Below are 22,734 nucleotides of genomic sequence, written 5' to 3'. Positions count from 1 at the left end.
CAGAATCTTACCTCTTGTAATGCACTAAACCGCTAAATCTGCTTCATCACCTCGATTTTGCAGCCATTGTTTACGATCTTCCGCTCTTTTTTTGCCGAGTAGCATATCCATAATCTCAAAGGTACTAATTTCGCCCTCTTCCACTTCAACGCTTTCATCAAAGGTTAATTGCACTAAACGACGAGTGCTAGGCTCCATTGTCGTTTCACGTAACTGGCTTGGGTTCATTTCGCCCAATCCTTTAAAGCGTTGCACATTCGGCTTGCCTTTTTTCTTAGCAAGACGAGCCAAAATTGCCTCTTTTTCGCTCTCGTCTAAGGCGTAATGCACTTCGTCTTTACCAATATCAATACGGTAAAGCGGTGGCATTGCCACATAAACGTGTCCGTTTTTCACTAATTGTGGGAAATGGCGGAGGAATAATGCACAAAGCAACGTTGCAATATGTAAACCGTCTGAATCGGCATCTGCTAGAATACAAACCTTACCGTAGCGTAATTCCTCTAAATTATCGCTATCAGGATCGATCCCCAATGCAATCGCAATATCGTGCACCTCTTGCGAGGCTAACACTTGATCTGATGAAACTTCCCAAGTGTTCAAAATCTTACCACGTAACGGAAGAATGGCTTGATACTCTTTATCGCGAGCCTGTTTTGCCGAGCCACCCGCAGAATCCCCCTCCACCAAGAAAAGTTCGGTGCGGCTTAAATCTTGAGCGGTACAATCCGCCAATTTACCCGGCAGAGCCGGTCCACTCACGAGCTTTTTACGCACTACTTTTTTCGCTGCACGCAAACGGCTTTGAGCAGAACTGATTGCCATTTCTGCAATCAATTTACCCGTTTGTACGTTTTGGTTTAACCATAAACTAAACGCATCTTTTAAGGTGTTATCCACATAGCTTGAGGCTTGGCGGGAAGACAAACGCTCTTTGGTTTGCCCTGCAAATTGCGGTTCTTGAATTTTGAGTGAAAGCACATAAGCACAACGATTCCACACATCATCTGCCGTCAGTTTCACCCCTTTCGGCAATAAATTATGAATTTCGCAGAACTCCACCATTGCTTTTAACAAGCCGTTACGCAAACCATTAACGTGAGTACCACCTTGAGCCGTTGGAATGAGGTTTACATAGCTTTCTGCTACTAACTCCCCACCTTCAGGTAACCAAGTTAACGCCCAGCTTACCGCTTCCGTTTCGGCGGTTACATCGCCAATAAACGGTGGATTTGGCACTGTTTCATAACCATTTAAGGCTTCCGTTAAATAATCGGATAAACCGTCTTCGTAGTACCAAGTTTCTTCGGTGTTATTGATTTTATCAATGAAGTTGATGGTCAGTTTCGGGCAAAGTACCGCTTTCGCACGCAATAAATGACGTAAACGGCTGACCGAAAAACGTGGGCTATCAAAATATTTTGGGTTCGGGTAAAAACGCACAGTCGTACCGGTTTGCTTTTTCGGGCAAGTGCCGATAACCGTCAGCTCTTCCACTTTCGCGCCGTTAGCAAAGGCAATGGAATAAACCTCTCCGCCACGTTTGATCTGAATTTCTACCCGTTCGGAAAGTGCATTTACTACCGAAATCCCCACCCCGTGTAAACCACCTGAAAAGGTGTAATTTTTATTCGAAAACTTACCGCCAGCGTGCAGTTTAGTTAAGATAAGCTCAACACCGGAAATTTTTTCGGTAGAGTGAATATCCACCGGCATTCCTCGCCCATTATCAATCACTTCCAACGAATTATCGGCGTGAAGAATAACATCAATTTTATCCGCATAACCTGATAGTGCCTCATCCACACTGTTATCAATCACCTCTTGCCCTAAATGGTTCGGGCGTGTGGTATCGGTGTACATACCCGGACGAAGCTGCACAGGCTCAAGATCTTTCAGAACGGTAATTTCATCCGCTCCATAGCGTTTTTCTGACATTATTCTTTCTCTTAGGCTACAAAATAAAATAAGGCTGAATTTTAAGTAAATTTAGCCGCTTTTGCAAAGTTTTAGGAAAATTAGACCGCTTGTAGGTTCAATGATCTCTCAATCCATTCAAAATCGAACATTCAGGGCTGTTGTTGCCGCAGCAAGTGCGGCTCCAACTTCTGAGTAATTTCAGCATTTCGTTTAAATCATTTATTTTTTGTTCCAGCTCCGCAATATGCTGCTCGGTAAGTTGTTTAACCTCTCGGCTAGTGCGGTTTGGATTATCATTTAATTTCAATAATGCGGTAATTTGAGCAAGTGAGAAACCCACTTTTCTTGCATTACAAATAAAAAATAATCGGTCTAAATCAGCTTCATTATAAAAACGATAACCAGATTGTGTACGATTTGGAGCCGGAAGTAACCCCGCTTTTTCATAATCACGAATTTGTTTGGTGGATAACCCTGTTTTTTCGGCGGCTTGGCTGATATTCATTTTTCCCTCTTGACTTTAACCTAAGGTTAGGGTTTAGCATATACGCAAATGATTGATTTGTCATTTTTTAGTTTGTTGCTAGGAGCATTGTATGAAATCAACACTATTTAAAACTACCACTCTATGGGCTGCAACCGCTCTATTTTCGCTGGCTTATGCACAATCAACCGTAGAAGTATGGAAAACGCCAACTTGTGGTTGTTGTAACTTTTGGATCGATCATTTAAAAGAGAATGGTTTTGGCGTGAAAGCCAATGATACCGGTAATCAAGCAATCCATCAAAAACTTAACTTACAACCCAAATTACAAGCCTGCCATAGTGCAATGGTTGATGGCTATTTGATTGAAGGACACGTTCCTGCCGAAGATATCAAACGCTTACTAACAGAAAAACCTGTAGATGCGGTAGGACTAATCGTACCTAAAATGCCGATTGGTTCACCGGGTATGGATCAACCAAAACATAATGGGGTAAAAGAAAAATATGATGTGCTATTGCTGAAAAAAGATGGCTCAACAACCATTTTCAACACCCATAATGATAAATAAATAGGAGCTTAGTATGACAATCAAATTACAACTAGACGGATTACATTGCGGCAACTGCGTAAAAAGTGTCGAAAAAGCCTTAAATGAAGTGGCAGGTGTAACTCAAGCCCTAGTAACCTTAGAAAATCAAACTGCGGTAGTTGAAGGCGAAGTTTTGGCTGAAGATTTAATTGCAGCAGTTGAAGATATTGGTTTTGAAGCGAAATTAGCGTGATGATAACCGAACAACAACTCTTAATTGACGGAATGCACTGTGCTGCCTGTGTTCGTCGGGTAGAAAAAGCATTGCTTAAAGTAGAAAACGTCAGTTTTGCTTCTGTTAATCTTGCCGATCAAACCGCTTTTGTGCAAGGAAACGCCCCTTCAGAAGCACTTATTGCTGCCGTTACTAAAATCGGTTTTGGGGCAGAGATATTGGAAAGTGAGGAAGAACGCAGAGCTAAGCAACAAGCTCAAACAAGACGCGTGCTAAACCATAAGCGTACACAATTTATTGTGGCTCTTGTTATTGGCTTTGTATTAGTCGTGTTTGGCTTTTACAAAGGTATGCAGATTACCGAAAACAACCGTTCACTTTGGTTGATTTGGTCTCTTATCACAGTTGCTACAATGTATTTTTCAGGCAAATCGTTCTTTTTAGGAGCTTATAATGCTCTTAAAAATAAATCTGCCAATATGGATGTGTTAGTCGCAATAAGCACCGGCACGGCTTGGCTTTATTCACTTTGGCTTACGCTGTTTCCACAGTCGAATGCTCACGTTTATTTTGAAGCGAGTGTGATGATTATCGGCTTTATCAATTTAGGGAAATATCTTGAACTTAAAGCCAAACAACGTTCTTCCCTTGCATTGGAAAAATTGCTCGATCTCGCCCCGAAACAAGCGGTCATTTTTGAAGAAAATATTGCAAAAACCATTCCGGCGAAGGGCATTAAGCCTGAAATGCAGGTGCAAGCCTTAACAGGCGATCGCCTAGCGGTTGATGGCATTTTATCAAGTGGCTCAATTTGGGTTGATGAATCAATGCTTACAGGCGAAGCATTGCCGATTGAGAAAAAAATAGGCGATAAAGTCCGAGCCGGTACGCTGGTTCAAGATGGCTCAGGTATTTACATTGCCGAACAAGTTGGCTCTCAAACCGCTCTCGCCCGTGTAATTAATGCCGTTCGCCACGCACAAAGTAGCAAGCCTCCACTGGCTCAATTTGTCGATAAAGTCGCCGCTGTGTTTGTGCCTGTGGTGGTTTCTATCGCTTTACTTGCTGCCTTGATTTGGCTTCTTGTCGGGCAAGATTTCGCCTTTGTACTTTCCATTTTTACCACCGTATTAATCATTGCCTGCCCTTGTGCGTTGGGATTAGCCATTCCACTTTCCACCATTGCGGGTGTAGCTCGTGCGGCAGAATTTGGCGTATTAGTCAGAAATATTCAAGCCTTACAAGCAGGGAGCGAAATTGATACTTTAGTTTTCGATAAAACTGGTACGCTTACTACTGGGCAAATGGAGGTTACGGAAGTTATTACGTTCAATGATTTTGATAAAAATCATTTGATTGCTCTTGCCAAAAGTTTAGAGCAACACGCCTCTCACCCTATTGCGAAGGCAATTGTAAAATTTGCGGAAAATCAGACCGCTTGCGAGGTAAGTGAAATTCAAGTGGAGAAAGGATTAGGCATTCAAGGCAAAGTGGGAGAAGATAAAATTAAAATCGGCAATGCCGTATTTGTAAATTTTTTGGAAAAAACCACCGCTTGTACTGCCACACTTATTTATGTTGCAGTTAATGATGAAGTTGTTGGTAGAATTTCGGTGCAAGACCAACTGCGTCCTGAAGCCAAATCTACAATCCAACAGTTCCAAGCTGAAGGTTATCAATGCTTGATGCTTACAGGCGATCACCAAGAAACCGCTAACTATTTTGCTAAAGAGTTGGGCTTAAATGGCGTGATTGCTGAAGTATTACCGGAGCAAAAAGCCGAAAAAATTCGTCAGTTGCAGGCTGAAGGGAAAAAAGTCGCAATGATTGGCGATGGCATTAACGATGCACCGGCTCTCGCCCAAGCGAATGTGGGTATTGCAATGCACAATGGCTCGGATATTGCGGTGGAAACTGCCGATCTTTCCCTAATGAAAAGCGGATTAGAGCCGGTGAGCCAAATCTTCCCTTTCTCAAAACGTGTGCTACAAAATATGAAACAGAGCTTGCTTGGTGCTTTTTTCTATAATATCGTTGCGATTCCTGTCGCTGCGGGAGTGCTTTATCCGTTTACCGGTTGGTTACTCAACCCGATGATTGCTGCGATTGCGATGACATTGTCCTCTATTACGGTAGTGCTGAATAGCCAAAGATTATTGAAATAATTCAAGCGGTTGAATTTGCAAAAAAATTTACAAATTCAACCGCTTGCCTTAATTAATCTGCCAAAAACAGGGGGCCTAATGCCGTTTTCGGAATACCGAAACGTTCCGGATAATGCACTTCTACCAAATACAAACCTTCTGCTTTGGCTGTGGGAGCGGCTTTTTCTCTATCTCGTTGCTCTAGCACCCACTTTGCCCATTCTACCGGCTGTCTGCCCTGCCCGATTTCAAGCAAAGTACCGACAATATTTCTGACCATATGATGCACAAAGGCATTGGCTTGAATATCGACAATCACATAATCGCCTTGGCGGAATACATTTAGATGGTGGATATTTCGCCACGGGGTATGAGATTGGCATTTTGCCGCACGGAAAGAGGAAAAATCGTTTTCGCCCAATAAAAACTGCCCTGCTTGGTGCATTTTGCTTTCATCAAGCGGGAAATGAAAATGGGTTACGCCTTTTGGCAGAATGGCTGAACGCAATTTGCTATTATAAATAATATAACGATAACGGCGAGCAGTGGCACTAAAACGAGCGTGGAAATCCTCACTGACTTCCACCGCCCATTTCACCGCAATATCATCCGGCAAATGGGCATTAGTGCCGAAACACCAGCTTTGCAGCGGTCGATTAACTTCTGTTTCAAAATGCACGACCTGCCCTGTGCCGTGTACGCCGGCATCGGTTCTGCCGGCACAAAACACTTCCACCGGTGAATTTGCTACAACCGATAAGGCTTGTTCTAGTTTTTGTTGTACGCTTTCCACCGTCTCTTGCTTCTGCCAGCCAAAATAGCGGCTGCCGTCATATTCAATGCCTAATGCGATTTTCATTATAATATCCAATAAGCAAGCGGTAGAATTTTTGCAAAATTTTGCAAAAATCTTACCGCTTGTAATACAAAATTACTTATTTAATAAGCCTAAAAATTCTTTGCGGGTTTCTCTATCTTCTAAGAACACGCCACCAAATGCAGAGGTAACAGTATAGCTATTGGTATCTTTTACGCCACGACATTTCACGCAAAAGTGCGTTGCTTTCACATACACTGCCACATCATCGGTTTCTAAAATGGTCTGGAATGCAGTTAGAATTTGCTCGGTAAAACGCTCTTGTACCTGTGGGCGTTGAGCGAAAAACTGCACAACACGGTTGATTTTTGAAAGTCCAATCACCCATTTTTTCGGGTAATAAGCAACTGCAACTTTGCCATCAATAGTTACAAAATGATGCTCGCAAGTTGAGGTAAGGGTAATATCATCAACTAACACCATCTCGCTGACTTTCATTCGGTTCTCAATGTTGGTGATTTTCGGGAAAGTCGTGTAATCTAAACCGCTAAAAATCTCGTCCACATACATTTTCGCCAAACGATGAGGGGTTTCTTCTAAGCTGTCATCGGTTAAATCTAAACCAAGCAATTCCAATACGGCTTGCATATGTTGCTGAATTTCCGCTCGGCGGCTGTCTTTATCTTTTTGATGTGCAACAGTTGGCGTTTCAATGCCTTTTGCCAATAAAGCTTGGCGAACTTTTTGGGCTTCAGGCGAAAGTTGATTTTCTGCACTATTTAATTCGGGCGAGATCGTTGTCATTGGTTTTCCTCTCAAATATAAGCTGGAAATTCTAACAAATTGACATCAAAAAAAATAGCTCTAAAATGGGCTATTTCAGCCATCACTATTTTCTAAACTATGCAAAATATTCAGTATCTTTTTAATGCCGATCTTATTCCTGAAGAGCAGGCAGAATTTGTGCAATCTTTATTAAATTGCAAAACGTTTGAAAATTCTGACCGCTTGTTAGGCTTTTCTAAAGGGCGTGGCACAACGTGGTTTTTAAACACCGTGCCGGAGCTCGGCATCAATGTGGTACTACGCCATTATTATCGTGGTGGTTTGTTTGGAAAATTCATTAAAGATAGCTATGTTTTTACCCGTTTTGAAAATACCCGTGCTTATAAAGAATTTTTCTTGTTACAACAAATGTTAGCTTGGGGATTGCCCGTACCTCGTCCTGTTGCAATTAAAGTAGAAAAAACACTTTGCTGCTATCGTGCTGACATTATGCTGGAAAAACTGGAAAACACGCAGGATTTGAGCAAAATTTTGCAATCTCAAGCTCTCTCAAATGAGCAATATGAACAGATCGGAAAACTCATTCGCCGTTTGCATAACCATCAAGTCCATCATTCTGATTTGAATATTCATAATATTTTACTCGGTAATGAGGGGAGATTTTGGCTGATTGATTTTGACAAATGTGGTATTGAGCAAGGTGAAAGTTGGAAACAAAGCAATTTAGATAGACTGTTGCGTTCGTTCAAAAAAGAACAAACTCGGTTGAATATTCTATTTAATGAAGAAAATTGGCAGGCGGTTTTGAAAGGATACTCTGCCCGATAAAAATATACCGCCTGAAGATCATTACAGCTACAAGCGATATATTTTCCATTTATTTTTGCAAAATTATTTCACTTCACGGATCATAATTTCAGACGGAATAACACTCCCTTGCCAGTAAAGCTCAGCCGCTACTTTTTCAGCCAATGCTAAATAGGCTTGGCTGATTTCGTGTTCCGGTGCTGCGACAACCGTTGGCACACCGCTATCTAAATCTTCACGCAGGCGAATGTGTAATGGCAGTTGAGCAAGTACTTGCGTACCGTATTTTTGTGCGATTTTATCCGCCCCACCTGTGCCAAAAATCGCCTCAGAGTGTCCGCAATTTGAGCAAATGTGCATTGACATATTTTCAATCACCCCCAACACCGGCACAGAGACTTTTTCAAACATTGAAATGCCTTTTACCGCATCTAATAATGCAATATCTTGTGGTGTAGTAACTACTACCGCACCTGTTACAGGGATTTGTTGTGAAAGCGTAAGCTGAATATCCCCCGTACCCGGTGGCATATCAATCACCAAGTAATCCAATTCATTCCACCACGTTTCATTTAACAATTGGCTTAATGCACTACTTGCCATCGGTCCACGCCAAATGGTCGCATTGTCTTCTTCCATCAAATAACCAATTGAGTTTGATTGCAAACCGTGAGCTGTAATTGGTGTGATATGTTTGTTATCCGGTGAAGTCGGGCGTTGATCTTTCGCACCAAGCATATGCGGAATAGACGGACCGTAAATATCCGCATCTAAAATCCCTACCTTTGCCCCTTGTGCTTGCAACGCTAACGCAAGATTTACCGAAGTGGTTGATTTACCCACTCCGCCTTTACCGGAGGTTACCGCAATAATATTTTTTACTCCATTTACCGCAGGGTGCTTGTTAGCACGTTTTAAGGTGGCAATTTGGTAATTTAATACCCATTTTACACCGCTTGCAGCCGTTGCTTGCTTGAGTTTTTCTTCTGTCTCAGCTTTTAATGCAGCAAAAGCTGTGTTCCACGCAAAAGGCATTGTAATTTCAATGCGTAAAATGCCACCACCTAATTCTGCTTTTTTGAAAGCATTAAGGGCGACAAGATCTTTTTGCAATGTCGGGTGAGCAAATTGTTGCAAAATACCTTTAATTTCAACAAGTTGCTGTTCTGTCAATTGGTTCATTGGTTAATCCTTTTGTTCTAAAATACGTTTTAAATCCTTGCTATAAATTACTTCGCTATCATTACTTAAATCAATACCCCAAAGGGAGGAAACTACACCTACTCTGTGTTGATACTGAAATAACGGTAATACTGCAACATCGTTATAAAGCTGGTCGTTAATCTCGTTAATCAATAGTGAGCGTTGCTCGTGGTTTAGCGTTTCTGCTTGTAATTGATTTAACTTTTCATCAACTAAATCGTTTTTATAACCGGAGTGATTATCCGGGCTTGCTGAATGAAATTTCTGTAAAAAGATGAGCGGATCAGGATAATCTGCACACCAGCCGGAGCGTACTAGCTGATAATCTTTCTGCTCGCGTAATTGATTAGCCGTCTGCCAATCTACCGATTTAGGCGTAATATTAAATAGTTCTGATTGTGATAATGTACGAATAATCTGGTTTGCAATATCGCTATTCATCTCACTATTATCATACAACAAAGTAAGTTTTAAAGGATTGTGCAAACTCACACCTGCTTGCATTAACAGTTGTTCCACAATAATTGGCTGCCATTGTTTTTCCCTGTCTTTTACTAAATTATGTGGAATAACTGACTGGCTTGGAATACCGTAATCTTGCCCAATGTTTGCCGATGCCACCATTGCTCTTAATGCTTTCCGCACTTCTTTCTTACTGAGCTGCTCGTCATTAAAATTAAATTCATAATAATATGAACATAAACGCGGAAATTTAATGACATTAGTTTTCTGGCTTGATAGCGGATTTTCTACAATATCAAACGGCGAATAATTTTGGATCGTCGTAATTAAATTATACTCGACATTTTGAAACGGCACATTTTCAGAACGTGCTTGCAATACCAGTTTTTTATCTGCTATTTGTTGGATTTGGTAAGCTGCATTGCTTATAAAACCAGCTGAATTAGGATCTTTACCTTGATAAGTCGGTAATAAAGCAATATGTGCCAACATTTTAGGTAACTGGCGATTTGGCTGGCTAAGGCGAATTTGTAAGGTATGCTCATTTAATGCGGTGACACCTAATTCCGAAACCGGCTTTTGTTGCTCTGTAATTGCTTTGGCATTTTCAACACCCATATAAATAAGGTATTTTGCCAATAAAGAATGATTTACGGGATCAACCAAACGTTGCCAACTTGCGACAAAATCCTGTGCAGTAACCGCCTCACCGTTCGACCAAGTGGCTTTATCGTCTAAAATAAATAACCACGACTTTTCATCTTCAGTAAACCAATTTTGTGCAATGGCTGGCACAACATCACCTTTTACGTTGTATGCCATCAACCCTACCAATAAATCTAGTAGCGGTGCAGCATCAGCCGATACCTTTACTTTATGCGGATCGAGCTGGAAAACCGCAGAATAGATAGCTCGTTTGAGTTCAGTACTGCTTGGCTGGCTTTGAACAGAGGGCTGAGAGATCGGTTTCGGGCTATTTAATTTATCACAAGAGGTGAGCAGTAACACGCAAGCGGTCATTTTTGCAAATTTTTTTGCAATTTTAACCGCTTGTAACAATTTCAACATAAGCATCTCGCCAAAATAAGTTATTTAACAAGAAGTGCAGGGAACAATGTTGTCAAACCTGCCACAATAATTTCAATACCAAGAGCCATTAGAATTAACCCCATAATACGGGTAACCACATTTGAGCCTGTTTTGCCTAATTTTTTAACTAACGGAGCTGAGTAACGAAATAAGATATAACAAATTAATGCAAAAATAATGATGGCAATACTAAAGCCGACATAGTCTTCCCAAGCGTGATAACGCGTTCCCCATACAATAGTTGAGCCTATTGCTCCTGGTCCTGCCATAATTGGCATTGCAAGTGGTACCACACCAATATTTTCATATTCGGTAATATCTTCGTTTTTCTCTTCTTTATTTTGCTTGTGTTCACCGAGCTTACCGCTAATCATCGTCATTGCTATGCTGACAATCAAAATGCCACCTGCAACTCTAAAAGAACTGAGTGAAATACTAAAGGCATTTAGAATGAGATTTCCAAAATAAAGGCTGACTAATAAAATCACACCAATAGAAACAGCAGTAATAAGACTGGTGCGGTTTCGCTCCCCTTCATATTGGTGGGCTGTCATACTGAAGAAAATAGGTAAAGAACCAAAGGGATTAACAATAGCAAACAACCCAATGAAGAATTGGAGGTAGATGGCAAAATTAATGAAGATTTCCACAAACACTTTCTCAAATAACGATATTTCAGCCGTATTATATAGGAAAAGCACCCGGTCTTAAACAAGACCCAGTGCTTTTTTACTTAATCAAAACTTAAACTATCGTGATGAGTTTTGTTGCATAAACTCGTCATTAATTTCTACAGAGGCTTTTGCTCGAAGGGCTTTTAATAGCTCATTACGCAACATTAGTTGGTTAGCTTGCTCAAATTGTGGAGCAAGAGCTTTAAATTGTTCCGTATTCCCCTCTACAATTTTATCCAATGCTACAATCACAACATCACCTTTTTGGTTACGTGCAATTTGGTAAGCCGGTTTATTTTGCTCTTGTTTCATTGCAAACACTGTTTGAGCTAAGGCAGGATTTTCCACCTCTGACTGCATATAAACTAATGTTTGTGGAGCATTAAATTTCACCTCAGCTGATTTACCTTCATTTAACGCTTTTACGTTTTCTTCTGCTTTAGCTAATAATGCTTTCTCCGCTTTCTCTGCTTTCACAAAGTTTTCAACCGCTGATTTTGCTTCTTCTAAGGTTTGCGGACGTTCTGCTTCGTACTCACTCACACGCACAAATAATGTTTGTGGGGCGGTATCTGTACCGATATCTAACGCATCAGAGTTTTGTTTATTTTGGCGTAGCTCGCCTTCAAATAACGCTTTTAATACTTTCTCATTCTGTAATGCAGCTGGTACATTTGCACGAGTAAATTGCTCGGTTTTTTGAACTTTCACATTACCGGCTTTTGCGACTTCTTCCAGTGAAGAATTATTTTCAAAAGCTCTGTTTGCCATTTCACGAGCGATATTTGAATATTCGGTTAATACTAACTCTTGACGAATCGTTTGAGCAATTTTGTCTTTTACTTGAGCTAACTCAATCGCTTGCTCAGGCTTGCGTTCTAACACTTTGATAATATGGTAAGCATTATCCACTTTAACCGGATTACTTACTTGCCCTACCTCTAAATTTGCTACTGCATCTTCAAATGCTTTCGGGAAAGTGCCTGCTTTTGCCCAGCCTAAATCGCCGCCGTTATTAGCTGATAATGTATCTGCTGATTTTGCTTTTGCAGCAGTGGCAAAATCTGCACCGTTTTTAAGTTCTTGCTCAACTGCTTGAGCCTCTGCTTCTGTTGCGACTTGAATATGGGCTAAATGTGCTTCACCTTTAGTAACATAATCGCCTTTATTGCGATCATAATAGGTTTGAATTTGCTCATCAGTAATATCTATTTTGCTCTCAACATCTTTTGGTGAAAAAGCTACATATTCAACCGTTAATTTCTCAGGTGCTAATAACTTGGTTTTATTCGCATCATAGTAGGTCTGTAATTCTTCTTGTGAAGCGGTCTGATTTTCCATTTCTTTTGCAATTGAAAACTCAGCTAAACGCACCTCACGTTGTTGTAGCAATAATTTTGCTAAGGTTTCTTGCTGTGCCGGCACAGTAAAATCACTACTTACGATCCCTTCTTGAATTTGGGATTGCAACATACCCTCGTGTACAATTGCTGCATAAGCATCAGGGCTTAAATTATTGTGGCGTAAGGTTTGTTGATATAATTCATTACTAAATTTGCCATCTTGTTGGAACATTTGGCTGTTTACGATTTCAGATTTAATTTGTTCCGCACTCACGCCTAATTTTAGATCTTTTGCATATTGGCGTAACAATTCTTCATCAATCAAACTATTTAGCACTGATTGATTAAATTGTTTTGCATATTCAGGGTTGTCCATTAAATCCCAAAAACGGCTGCCCATTTCGGTATTTAAAATATTTTGCTGACGATTAACCGCATTATTAAAAAGCTGTTGGCTAATTTCTTCGCCATTCACTTTAGCCACAGAATTATCTGTCGCCATTAAACCAGAACCCACTCCACCAATAACAAATGAAAGTGTGATTAAGGCAAAAATAATTTTAAACACCGGTCCTTTTGACCGCTCGTGCATTGATTCAATCATTTAAAAATTCCTAATACTTAAAACATAAAAAATTGCTATTGATTATACTCTTTCTCACATTAGAAATAAATTGCAAATTTTTATTGAAATTTAGCCGCTTTCTCTTTAAAATTCGCAATTCCTGTCATAGCTGAGTTAGAGATCGGCTATTGATGTATTATCAACCCTTAACAAAAAGGAAATAAAAATGTCTCTAAGCGTAGAAGCAAAAGCAAAAATCGTTGCTGAATTTGGTCGTGATGCAAAAGATACCGGTTCTTCAGAAGTTCAAATTGCATTATTAACTGCACAAATCAACCACTTACAAGCACACTTTGCTGAGCACAAAAAAGATCACCACGGTCGTCGTGGTTTATTACGTATGGTTTCACGCCGTCGTAAATTATTAGACTACTTAAAACGTACTGATCTTGCTAAATATTCAGAAACTATCGCACGTTTAGGTTTACGTCGCTAATTTCAAATTTTAGATATTAGAGCCGAGCTGATAAAGTTCGGCTTTTTTATAGACTTAATCGAGGAAAAAATATGGCATTTGCGTCATTATTTACTTTATTAGATGATATTGCTGCTGTTCTTGATGATGTGTCCATTATGACTAAAATGGCAGCGAAAAAAACTGCCGGCGTAATTGGCGATGATCTTGCTTTAAATGCCAATCAAGTAAGCGGAAAAAATGTACTTCCAGAGCGTGAATTACCCATTGTTTGGGAAGTTGCCAAAGGATCATTTATTAACAAAGTGATCTTAATTCCCGTCGCATTACTTTTATCATTCTTTCTTCCACAATTAATTGTTCCATTATTAATGATTGGTGGAGCTTATTTATGTTTTGAAGGTGTGGAAAAATTACTTCATCATTTATTCCATAAAGGTGAAGACAATCCTAAAGAAGAACTTTCGGAAAAAGATAAGATCAGAGGGGCTATTCGTACCGATTTTATTTTATCGGCAGAAATTATTATTATCGCTTTGGGGGTACTACAAAATTCCTCTACACTTATCAAAATTTTATCGCTTTCTGCTATTGGAATCGGTATTACCGTGTTTGTGTATGGCTTAGTCGCATTAATTGTAAAATTAGACGATATCGGTTTATGGCTTATTCAAAAGAAAAGTGCATTCTCACAAGCGGTCGGAAAAGGCTTATTATTTACAATGCCTTGGTTTATGAAAGGACTTTCCGTTATCGGAACTATCGCAATGTTTTTAGTAGGTGGTGGCATCTTTACCCATAATTTACCGATAATTCATCATTTCGTCGAAACATTAAATATCAATCCTAATTTTTTATTCTTGGTTGATTTAGTGGTTGGTATAATTGTTGGAGCTATTGCTTGTTTAATTATCTTACCACTCATCAAAGTATTTTCTAAAAAGAAAGCACACTAAAATTTAAAAGCGTTGGTTCTCAAAACCAACGCTTTATGTTTAAATTGCTTTGGCAAAATATAAATTAATTTTACTCAATTCTGCCATTTTATTAATGTAGTCTAATACTTTTGCTGGAAATTTAATGTATTTCACACAAGTTAAATTTCTAAGCATTGGGAATACGATAATATCTTCCAGAGATAACTCGCCACTCAATGCTTTCTCTGATTTAATCAGATCTGATAATTCATCAATTAATGGCTGAACAGTAGCAATGTATTTGTCTGTTTCGGCTAAATTCTGTGCAAAATCACCGATGCTTTCTGTTTTCTTCTCCACAAAATAGTCAATTGCACTTTGTTTTTCAAATTCGGCTAAGTCTAATTTTACGAAACGAGGGAGCAATAAATGATTATAAACTTTCGATAAGTTGTTAGCCCATTCTTCAATTTCAGCTCGAATATTCTCTGTAATAATCGGATTTCCGTAATGCGTATCTACATAACGTACAATATCTAAACTTTCCGGCATAGCAGTACCATCTTCTTTTACTAAGATTGGCACGACTTTTTTGCCTACTAAGCCAACAGGTGTAGCTTCATCATCATTTGCAATCATTACCTGCTCTACGGGTAAGTTTTTTAAGCCAAATACCATTCTGGCTCTTACACAATATGGGCAGTGATCGTAAACATATAATTTCATAACAACTCCTTTGAAAGTGAAAATACAAAAATAGCAGGAACAACCTGCTATTTTTAAAATTATAATGACTTCACATTATCTAGATTTTCAGGTAATGCGAGGACTTCATCCGGTTTAGGTAGAACCTCCATATTGACTTGTTTGAGATTCTCCTCACGAATGCGGTTTGCAAGTATGTAATCATTTGTTTGCTCTGCAACGTGTAATGCCATAATGCGATCATCTGGCTGGCATTCATCGTGGGCTAATAACAACTCAAACTGTGTTTTCGCTTTTGCATATTCACTGTTACGGGTGTAAATATAGCCTAAAGCTCTTACATAATCATCGGTATATTTAACATCTGCTTTATCTGCACGTTTAGCTAATACTTTCACTAACTTGCTATCAGAAGCCACTTGTAGACGAGTTAATTGCACAAATAATCCGTATAATTGCTCATCTTCAAATTTTTTCAAGGTTTCTAACGCAATTTCTTCTGCTGATTGATGATCATCACTGTCAATTAAGCGTTTAATCACACCAACACGGCTGTAAACCGATTTACGACGGCGATTTGGCTGATTTTCCCACCAAGTGAGTAGACCTTCTTGCCCTTCTTCTTGTAAGCGTTCATCTTGTAAACCATCATCAACAAAATGTTCTAATTCCGCATACTCTACAGGCGTTAAGAAATTACGTTGCCCTACTTCTGATAATAAGCGATCTAAAGCAATATAGGCTTTTGATTCTCTGTAAATTTGAATTGCTAAGCGTAGCACTTCATCATTATGCGGAGCTAATTCTAATAAGCTGTCAATCGCAGTACGAGCAGCCGGTAATTTACCTTGCTGTAATAAGATTTTAGTGCGAGCCAGCTCAACCGCAATATTATTTGGTCCTGCAATTTCAGTGGCTTTGATTAAGTACTTATTCGCCGCTAAATCATCACCGTTTTGCTGAGCTGCTTCAGCCGCTTTAATCAGGTTTAGTACAGGCTCATCTGCGTGTTTTGCATTTTTACTAAATAGCTTCTCTGCTTTGGAGTAGTTACCTTCACTCATACGCATTAAGCCTTCAAGGGTTTCTTGCTGAGCTTTTTTATGCTTACGTGTTGAGAACCAATTATAAGCCCCACTACTCATACGACAAATTTTAGTAAAAATCCATTCAAGCAGATAAACTACCGCCATCGTAACTACAAAGAACACCACAAGCATTACAATGCTCATTTCAATAACTGTAGTTGCCGTTTCAATTCTAACGTAACCTTGATTGCCTGAAATATAAGGTCCTGCAATTAAGCCTGCCAATAATAAAAGCATTAAAAAGAGCGTTCTAAACATAATTTAATTCTCCTTTTATTATTGTGCGGAAGGAGTTGGCTGTTCAGAAACTTGCTCTGATTTAACCTCTTCTGTTTCTTCAGGTTTCGTAGGCTCTGCCTGTTCTTGCTTCACAGGTTCTGTTTGCTCCAACTCTTTCTCAGCTTTAATTTCTACTTTCTCAATCTGTTGAGGTGCTTTATTAATTTGCTGAGATAACACTTTTAAACTTTCTAATGAATCTGGTGCATCAACATAAATAGTTTGTTCAGCCAAATCATCAACTTCTTTTAAGAAATTTTGTACATTTTCATTTGAAGTATCAAAATAACTTCTTACCCAAGAACCCACTGTTTGCAGTGATTTTTTATAGAATTCACTTTGCTGACGAGGAATTGCTAAAATCGCAACTTGTAAGCGTAAACGGATATTCTCACGCAAGTAAATCTCTTGGTTAGGGGCAACAAAGGCTTTTTCGTCAGCAACATTACGTTTAGAAACACGAATAAAATGATCTAAGAACGAACTTGCACTTTTCTCTAAGTTTTTCTCCCAATCAGCAATAGAATCACTGACTTGACCTTCTGCAATAGCAGCTTGCGATTGTTCACTTTCTAAAATCGGTAAATCATCTAATCGGTTAGTTAAATTCGCTACACGCTGCATTAACGCATTTTGGTCAATGTTGTTGAGACTGGTTAAAGTATTCAAATCTGCCTTGATTGCTTCACGCACATTCGTTGCACTCGGTACTTGAGTTAAAACTTGATCAGCTTCTAACAACAGATTTTTTGCAGTATTAATATCATTATCTAATACTACTTTACGGGCGGCATTATTTAATAAGAAATCGGCTTCAGATAATAACCAGAAGGTTTTATCCGAACCTGAAGTATTACTTAATTTTTGCAGTTGTAGCTGTAAACCGCTAATTTGTTGAGTATAGCCACTTTGTGCATTTTCAAGCTCTTTAATACGATCCAATGCTTTTTGGTAATTTGTTGAAAGCTCTGCAATTTGAGCTTTTTCACTATCAAAATTTGGCATTTCAACCGCCGTTTGAGCTGGTGCTTGCTGATTTGCTTTAGAAGATAAGGCTTGAATTTGAGCTTCTACCTCATTAAATTTTTTATTTGCCATAAAATGACCAGCACCACCCACCGCAAGTGCAACTAATAAGGCTAACAATGCCAAGCCTTTTCCACCCGACTTCTGAACAATCACTTTTTCTTCTGCTGTAATTTTTTCCTGAGCTGGAATTTGCTCTTTTAGCGGAACATCTTTTTCTTCAATCATAGGCTCATTCAAAATATCTTTCTCAATCTCGTTTTTTGCAAAAGATTGTGTAGAATCAACCGCTTGTTGGTGTTCTACTACAACATCTTCTGTCGTACTTTCTACTTTTTCAGGTACTTTTCTTGATTTTGACATACTCGCCCACCTTAGTTAGATTTGTCAATTTTAAATAATAATGTATTCATCAACGTTACATTATCGGCTTTATCCGATACAAAAATTTTATCTGATTGCCACCCCATCTGCTTGGCAATTTTACCAATACGCTGGCTTACTACCACAAGATTACATTCAAATAACCATTCTCGATAATCATCTCTCGTCTGTTCATAAAGGCTTTTTAAAATTTCACTACTGGTAATCACAATAGTATCCACGCCTAAACGCTTGCAAACGCTAATCTTTTCCGGAATATCTACAGTAACGGGTTCTCTACGATAACATTCCAAATATTGAATGCTTGCCCCACGCAACATCGCAGTTTCAGCTAACAACTCACGCCCGGAATTTGCCCGTAAAATCAAAATCGTTTTATCAGTTAAATCTTGCATATCCGGCAATGCTAACACACCTTCACTATTTTCTGATTCTAGCGGATAAATAACCGCTTGTTCAGCTTTTTCGGTAAAATATTTTGCCGTTCGTTGTCCTACCGCAAAATATTTTAAATCCGAACGAAAGTGGAACCCTGTATCCGTTAATGTTTTCACTGCATAATCCACTGCATTTGGCGAAACCACAAAAACATAATCGCCCGATTTAAGACGAGACAGTACAGAAGGCAATAGCGGTAATTCACTACCCGCCTCAATCGTAAATAACGGCTGATGTACGGCAAAAATTTGTCGTTCATTGAGCATATCGACCAATTCTTGCCCTCGATTATCAGGGCGTGTTACAAGTACATTCATTTTATTTGATAGGATTATCGCTATAAACTTCGGCTAAAATTTTATCTGCACCTTGTGCAAGTAATTGTTCCGCAACGGAAATGCCCAACTGCTCTGCATTTTCTTTATGCCCTTTTGCAGAGGCTCGAATAATCTGCGAACCGTCTAATGCTCCCACTAAAGCATTTAGTGTAATTTCATCACCGTCTAAAGTGGCAAAACCACCTATCGGAACTTGGCAGCCACCTCGTAATCGGGTGTTCATTGCACGCTCTGCCATCACACAACAAGCGGTCGAATTATGCTTTAATTTTGCAACATAATTTAGCACACGCTCATCATTCACTCGGGTTTCAATCCCTACTGCACCTTGACCCGCTGCCGGCAATGATTGTTCCACCAAAAGATAACTACGAATTCTCTCTTGTAATCCTAAACGAATTAACCCAGCAGAAGCCAGAATAATTGCATCGTATTCATTGTTGTCCAATTTGCTTAAACGAGTTCCAACATTACCACGCAGAGATTTCACTTCTAAATGCGGATATTTTGCCATTAACTGACACTGACGGCGTAAACTTGATGTACCAACAATCGCCCCTTCGGGTAAATCATCTAAACTATCATATTTATTGGAAACAAAAGCATCACGCGGATCTTCACGCTCGCAAATGACTGCCAGACCTAAACCTTCAGGAAAACTCATCGGCACATCTTTCATTGAATGTACGGCAATATCTGCTCTGTTTTCCAACAAGGCTAATTCTAACTCTTTAACAAACAAGCCTTTTCCGCCAATTTTTGCCAATGGTGTGTCTAAAATCACATCGCCTTTTGTTACCATCGTAACCAGTTCGACAGATAATTCTGGAAAATGTTTTTCCAACTCATTTTTTACAAAATTAGCCTGCCATAAAGCAAGTGGGCTTTGGCGAGTTGCAATGCGTAAAATATCTTTCATAAGTTATAAAATTAAAACAGTATAGTAAATGTGAATTATCCTAACACTTTTTTAGCTTAACTGCCAAAAATAATCGCTGTTTTCTGTTTGCGTTTAATCAAAATGCAGGCTTTTTCTTAAAAAATTATTCGCATCATTATTTCCCTACTTTTATAGCATATATACAACGTTAAAAAAGTTTGATACAGATCAAATTAGCAATAAAACTTTGCGAATTTTTAACGACAAAATAACTCTTTTGGGTAATAATTTCATCAGTTAAAAAAATTATCAAATTTTAAATTTTATGAGGAAACAAACTATGGCTAAAAGCACTCAACCATTTGATGCACAAGCGGAAGTCAATTCACTTGTCGAAAAAGGCTTAAAAGCACTTGATGAGTTTAGAAAACTAAATCAAGAGCAGGTCGATTTTATTGTCGCCAAAGCCTCTGTTGCCGCCCTTGATAAGCACGGTATTTTAGCAATGCACGCTTATGAAGAAACAGGACGTGGCGTATTTGAAGACAAAGCCACTAAAAACCTGTTCGCCTGTGAGTATGTTGTCAATAATATGCGACATTTAAAAACAGCAGGGGTAATTAGTGAAGATGATGTATCAGGTATTACCGAAATAGCCGACCCAGTCGGTGTTGTCTGCGGAATTACCCCAACTACTAACCCAACCTCAACCACTATCTTTAAAGCGTTAATCGCCCTCAAAACCCGTAATCCAATCGTTTTTGCTTTCCACCCATCAGCTCAACAATGTTCTGCTCACGCTGCTCAAATTGTACGAGATGCTGCCGTTGCCGCAGGTGCTCCGGAACATTGTGTGCAATGGATTACACAACCTTCAATGGAAGGTACTTCCGCATTAATGAAACACCATGGCATTGCTACCATCTTAGCTACTGGTGGTAATGCAATGGTGGAAGCCGCTTACTCTTGCGGTAAACCGGCGTTAGGGGTTGGAGCAGGTAATGTACCCGCTTATGTGGAAAAAACCGCAAAATTAAAACAAGCGGTATATGACATCGTAATGTCGAAATCGTTCGACAACGGTATGATTTGTGCTTCTGAACAGGCTGCAATTGTTGATAAAGAAATCTACAACGATTTCATCAAAGAAATGCAATCTTACGGCGTTTACTTAGTAAATAAAAAAGAAAAAGCTTTACTTGAAAAATATATCTTCGGTGTTGATAAAGCCAAAGATGAAAGCTGCTCAGGGGCAAAACTTAATGCTGCGGTTGTGGGTAAACCAGCTGCGTGGATTGCTGAGCAAGCCGGTTTTAAAGTACCTGAAAAAACCAATATTCTATTAGCAGAGTGTGCTTTTGTAGGCGAAGGCGAGCCACTTACGCGTGAAAAACTTTCACCTGTGTTAGCTCTACTCAAATCAAACTCAACGGAACACGGCTTAGAACTCTCTGAAGCAATGGTGAACTTTCACGGTTTAGGACATAGTGCGGCGATCCACACCGAAAACAAGGAGCTTGCCAAAATATTCGGTGAACGAGTGAAAGCCATTCGTGTAATTTGGAACTCGCCATCCACTTTCGGCGGTATCGGTGATGTGTATAATTCTTTCCTGCCATCGCTCACCTTAGGTTGCGGCTCTTACGGTAAAAACTCTGTGGGCAACAACGTGAGTGCAGTGAACTTAATCAACATCAAACGTGTGGGCAGACGGAGAAATAATATGCAATGGTTTAAAGTACCATCAAAAATCTACTTTGAGCGTGATTCAATCCAATATTTAAAATCAATGCACGATGTACATAAAGTGATGATCGTAACCGACCGTTCAATGGTGGATTTAGGTTTTGTGGATAGAATTACCGAGCAACTCCGCCAACGTCGCAATCAAGTAATGATTCAACTCTTTACCGATGTTGAACCAAATCCAAGCCTACAAACTGTACAACGTGGTACGGAATTAATGCGTAGCTTCCAACCGGATACAATCATCGCTCTAGGTGGCGGCTCTCCAATGGATGCAGCGAAAATTATGTGGCTCTTCTATGAACAACCTGAAGTGGATTTCCGTGATTTAGTACAGAAATTTATGGATATCCGCAAACGTGCGTTCAAATTCCCACAATTAGGCAGAAAAGCGAAATTTGTTGGCATTCCAACTACTTCCGGTACAGGGTCTGAAGTAACACCATTTGCGGTAATTACTGATGGCGATATTAAATATCCGTTAGCGGACTACTCTTTAACCCCAACGATTGCGATTGTTGATCCGGCATTAGTGATGTCTGTGCCCTCTCACGTGGCAGCAGACACTGGCTTAGACGTTTTAACCCACGCAACCGAAGCCTATACTTCGATTTTAGCCAACGACTATACTGACGGCTTAGCATTACAAGCGATCAAATTAGTATTCGAAAATCTCGAAAAATCGGTAAAAGAGTTTGACGAAACTGCTCGTGAAAAAATGCACAACGCCTCCACAATGGCAGGTATGGCATTCGCCAATGCATTCTTAGGTATTTGCCACTCAATGGCACACAAAATTGGTGGTAAATTCCACACCATTCACGGACGCACTAACGCAATTCTACTGCCACACGTGATCCGCTATAACGGTACTCGCCCAACCAAAGTAGCAACTTGGCCAAAATACACTAACTATGTTGCGGATATTCGCTTCCAAGATATCGCAAGAATGCTTGGCTTACCAGCCGAAACACCTGAACAAGCGGTGGAATCTTACGCTAAAGCGGTTCACGATTTAGCCGTGCGTTGTGGAGTGAAAATGTCATTACGTGAGCAAGGCGTTGATGAGCAAGCATTCTTAGATGCTCGCCGTGAGCTTGCACTACACGCATTTGAGGACCAATGTACACCGGCAAATCCACGCCTGGCAATGATCGAGGATATGGAAGAAATTATGACCAAAGCGTTTTATGGAAAATAAATCAATACAAATCAATAACATACAAAATAAATCATCATCACAAAATAAAAAATGGCGATAAAGTGGCGATTAAATTTTGTGATTTATAAAAAATGCCTCCATAGTGGGAGGCATTTTAGTTTTGTAAAACTTTTTATTATATTTCATCACGTAAAATCGTAGTAAGCCTTGTATATCAATGGTTAGAATGATTACA

General features: G+C 39.6%; 20 protein-coding genes. 7 read left to right on the top strand and 13 right to left on the bottom strand.

Features of this window, described 5'->3' with window-relative positions; translation table 11 throughout:
• Window positions 1-24: 24 nt before the first annotated feature.
• Both parE and ICJ55_RS05940 read right to left on the bottom strand, forming a co-directional pair.
• Complete coding sequence (gene parE / locus ICJ55_RS05945; RefSeq protein WP_188155973.1) at window positions 25-1,938, bottom strand: DNA topoisomerase IV subunit B; 1,914 nt, start codon at window positions 1,936-1,938, stop codon at window positions 25-27.
• A 97-nt stretch (window positions 1,939-2,035) separates the two neighbouring features.
• Window positions 2,036-2,425: a Cu(I)-responsive transcriptional regulator gene (locus ICJ55_RS05940; RefSeq protein WP_188155972.1), complete on the bottom strand. Its 390-nt coding sequence runs from the start codon at window positions 2,423-2,425 to the stop codon at window positions 2,036-2,038.
• Window positions 2,426-2,516: 91 nt separating this feature from the next.
• Between ICJ55_RS05940 and ICJ55_RS05935 the strand changes: the two genes are divergently transcribed.
• The 3 genes from ICJ55_RS05935 to ICJ55_RS05925 are packed head-to-tail and all read left to right on the top strand — an operon-like array spanning window position 2,517 to window position 5,336.
• On the top strand, window positions 2,517-2,975 hold the full coding sequence (locus tag ICJ55_RS05935) for a DUF411 domain-containing protein (RefSeq protein WP_188155971.1): 459 nt from the start codon (window positions 2,517-2,519) through the stop codon (window positions 2,973-2,975).
• Window positions 2,976-2,988: 13 nt separating this feature from the next.
• Entirely contained in the window at window positions 2,989-3,189 is a 201-nt protein-coding gene (locus tag ICJ55_RS05930) for a heavy-metal-associated domain-containing protein (protein ID WP_188155970.1), read from the top strand.
• Window positions 3,189-5,336 carry a heavy metal translocating P-type ATPase gene (locus ICJ55_RS05925; protein WP_188155969.1) on the top strand — a complete coding sequence of 716 codons (2,148 nt, stop codon included), beginning with the start codon at window positions 3,189-3,191 and terminating at the stop codon, window positions 5,334-5,336. The genes ICJ55_RS05930 and ICJ55_RS05925 overlap by 1 nt, the downstream gene beginning before the upstream one ends.
• Window positions 5,337-5,388: 52 nt before the next feature.
• Here the strand turns inward: ICJ55_RS05925 and truA are convergent, their stop codons facing one another.
• Both truA and folE read right to left on the bottom strand, forming a co-directional pair.
• Window positions 5,389-6,174, bottom strand: coding sequence for a tRNA pseudouridine(38-40) synthase TruA (truA, locus tag ICJ55_RS05920; RefSeq protein ID WP_188155968.1), 786 nt, complete (start codon window positions 6,172-6,174; stop codon window positions 5,389-5,391).
• Window positions 6,175-6,246: 72 nt separating this feature from the next.
• Entirely contained in the window at window positions 6,247-6,936 is a 690-nt protein-coding gene (gene folE / locus ICJ55_RS05915; RefSeq protein WP_188155967.1) for a GTP cyclohydrolase I FolE, read from the bottom strand.
• 99 nt (window positions 6,937-7,035) lie between these two features.
• Here folE and ICJ55_RS05910 point away from each other — a divergent pair, with 99 nt between their 5' ends.
• Complete coding sequence (locus ICJ55_RS05910; RefSeq protein ID WP_038643894.1) at window positions 7,036-7,746, top strand: 3-deoxy-D-manno-octulosonic acid kinase; 711 nt, start codon at window positions 7,036-7,038, stop codon at window positions 7,744-7,746.
• 63 nt (window positions 7,747-7,809) lie between these two features.
• Here ICJ55_RS05910 and apbC read toward each other — a convergent pair whose 3' ends face one another.
• The 4 genes from apbC to ICJ55_RS05890 form a co-directional block, all read right to left on the bottom strand.
• Window positions 7,810-8,907, bottom strand: coding sequence for an iron-sulfur cluster carrier protein ApbC (gene apbC, locus ICJ55_RS05905; protein ID WP_188155966.1), 1,098 nt, complete (start codon window positions 8,905-8,907; stop codon window positions 7,810-7,812).
• 3 nt (window positions 8,908-8,910) lie between these two features.
• Window positions 8,911-10,458 (bottom strand): peptide ABC transporter substrate-binding protein, encoded by a 1,548-nt coding sequence (locus ICJ55_RS05900; RefSeq protein WP_188155965.1) that lies wholly within the window; start codon window positions 10,456-10,458, stop codon window positions 8,911-8,913.
• Window positions 10,459-10,478: 20 nt separating this feature from the next.
• The gene (locus ICJ55_RS05895) at window positions 10,479-11,129 is read right to left on the bottom strand and encodes a YchE family NAAT transporter (protein WP_188155964.1); all 651 of its coding nucleotides are present in this window, start codon (window positions 11,127-11,129) and stop codon (window positions 10,479-10,481) included.
• Between the two features lie 99 nt (window positions 11,130-11,228).
• On the bottom strand, window positions 11,229-13,100 hold the full coding sequence (locus tag ICJ55_RS05890) for a SurA N-terminal domain-containing protein (protein WP_188155963.1): 1,872 nt from the start codon (window positions 13,098-13,100) through the stop codon (window positions 11,229-11,231).
• A 187-nt stretch (window positions 13,101-13,287) separates the two neighbouring features.
• On the opposite strand from ICJ55_RS05890, the gene rpsO reads away from it, so the two are divergent.
• The gene (gene rpsO / locus ICJ55_RS05885) at window positions 13,288-13,557 is read left to right on the top strand and encodes a 30S ribosomal protein S15 (RefSeq protein WP_005597777.1); all 270 of its coding nucleotides are present in this window, start codon (window positions 13,288-13,290) and stop codon (window positions 13,555-13,557) included.
• Between the two features lie 71 nt (window positions 13,558-13,628).
• Window positions 13,629-14,492, top strand: a complete 864-nt coding sequence (locus ICJ55_RS05880) for a DUF808 domain-containing protein (RefSeq protein ID WP_188155962.1) — start codon at window positions 13,629-13,631, stop codon at window positions 14,490-14,492.
• 39 nt (window positions 14,493-14,531) lie between these two features.
• Here ICJ55_RS05880 and grxB read toward each other — a convergent pair whose 3' ends face one another.
• The 5 genes from grxB to hemC are packed head-to-tail and all read right to left on the bottom strand — an operon-like array spanning window position 14,532 to window position 19,630.
• Window positions 14,532-15,179 (bottom strand): glutaredoxin 2, encoded by a 648-nt coding sequence (gene grxB, locus ICJ55_RS05875; protein WP_188155961.1) that lies wholly within the window; start codon window positions 15,177-15,179, stop codon window positions 14,532-14,534.
• Window positions 15,180-15,238: 59 nt separating this feature from the next.
• On the bottom strand, window positions 15,239-16,504 hold the full coding sequence (locus ICJ55_RS05870; RefSeq protein ID WP_188155960.1) for a heme biosynthesis protein HemY: 1,266 nt from the start codon (window positions 16,502-16,504) through the stop codon (window positions 15,239-15,241).
• A gap of 18 nt (window positions 16,505-16,522) precedes the next feature.
• Window positions 16,523-17,914, bottom strand: coding sequence for a uroporphyrinogen-III C-methyltransferase (locus ICJ55_RS05865; RefSeq protein ID WP_188155959.1), 1,392 nt, complete (start codon window positions 17,912-17,914; stop codon window positions 16,523-16,525).
• 11 nt (window positions 17,915-17,925) lie between these two features.
• Window positions 17,926-18,690 (bottom strand): uroporphyrinogen-III synthase, encoded by a 765-nt coding sequence (locus ICJ55_RS05860; RefSeq protein ID WP_188155958.1) that lies wholly within the window; start codon window positions 18,688-18,690, stop codon window positions 17,926-17,928.
• Between the two features lies 1 nt (window position 18,691).
• Complete coding sequence (gene hemC / locus ICJ55_RS05855) at window positions 18,692-19,630, bottom strand: hydroxymethylbilane synthase (protein ID WP_188155957.1); 939 nt, start codon at window positions 19,628-19,630, stop codon at window positions 18,692-18,694.
• A gap of 301 nt (window positions 19,631-19,931) precedes the next feature.
• On the opposite strand from hemC, the gene adhE reads away from it, so the two are divergent.
• On the top strand, window positions 19,932-22,538 hold the full coding sequence (adhE, locus tag ICJ55_RS05850; RefSeq protein WP_188155956.1) for a bifunctional acetaldehyde-CoA/alcohol dehydrogenase: 2,607 nt from the start codon (window positions 19,932-19,934) through the stop codon (window positions 22,536-22,538).
• Window positions 22,539-22,734: the final 196 nt, after the last annotated feature.

This window comes from Mannheimia bovis, assembly GCF_014541205.1.
In the GTDB taxonomy this organism is placed as follows: Bacteria; Pseudomonadota; Gammaproteobacteria; order Enterobacterales; family Pasteurellaceae; genus Mannheimia; species Mannheimia bovis.
The sequence above is the reverse complement of the archived record's forward strand: the minus strand, read 5'-3'. Positions and strand labels throughout refer to the sequence as shown.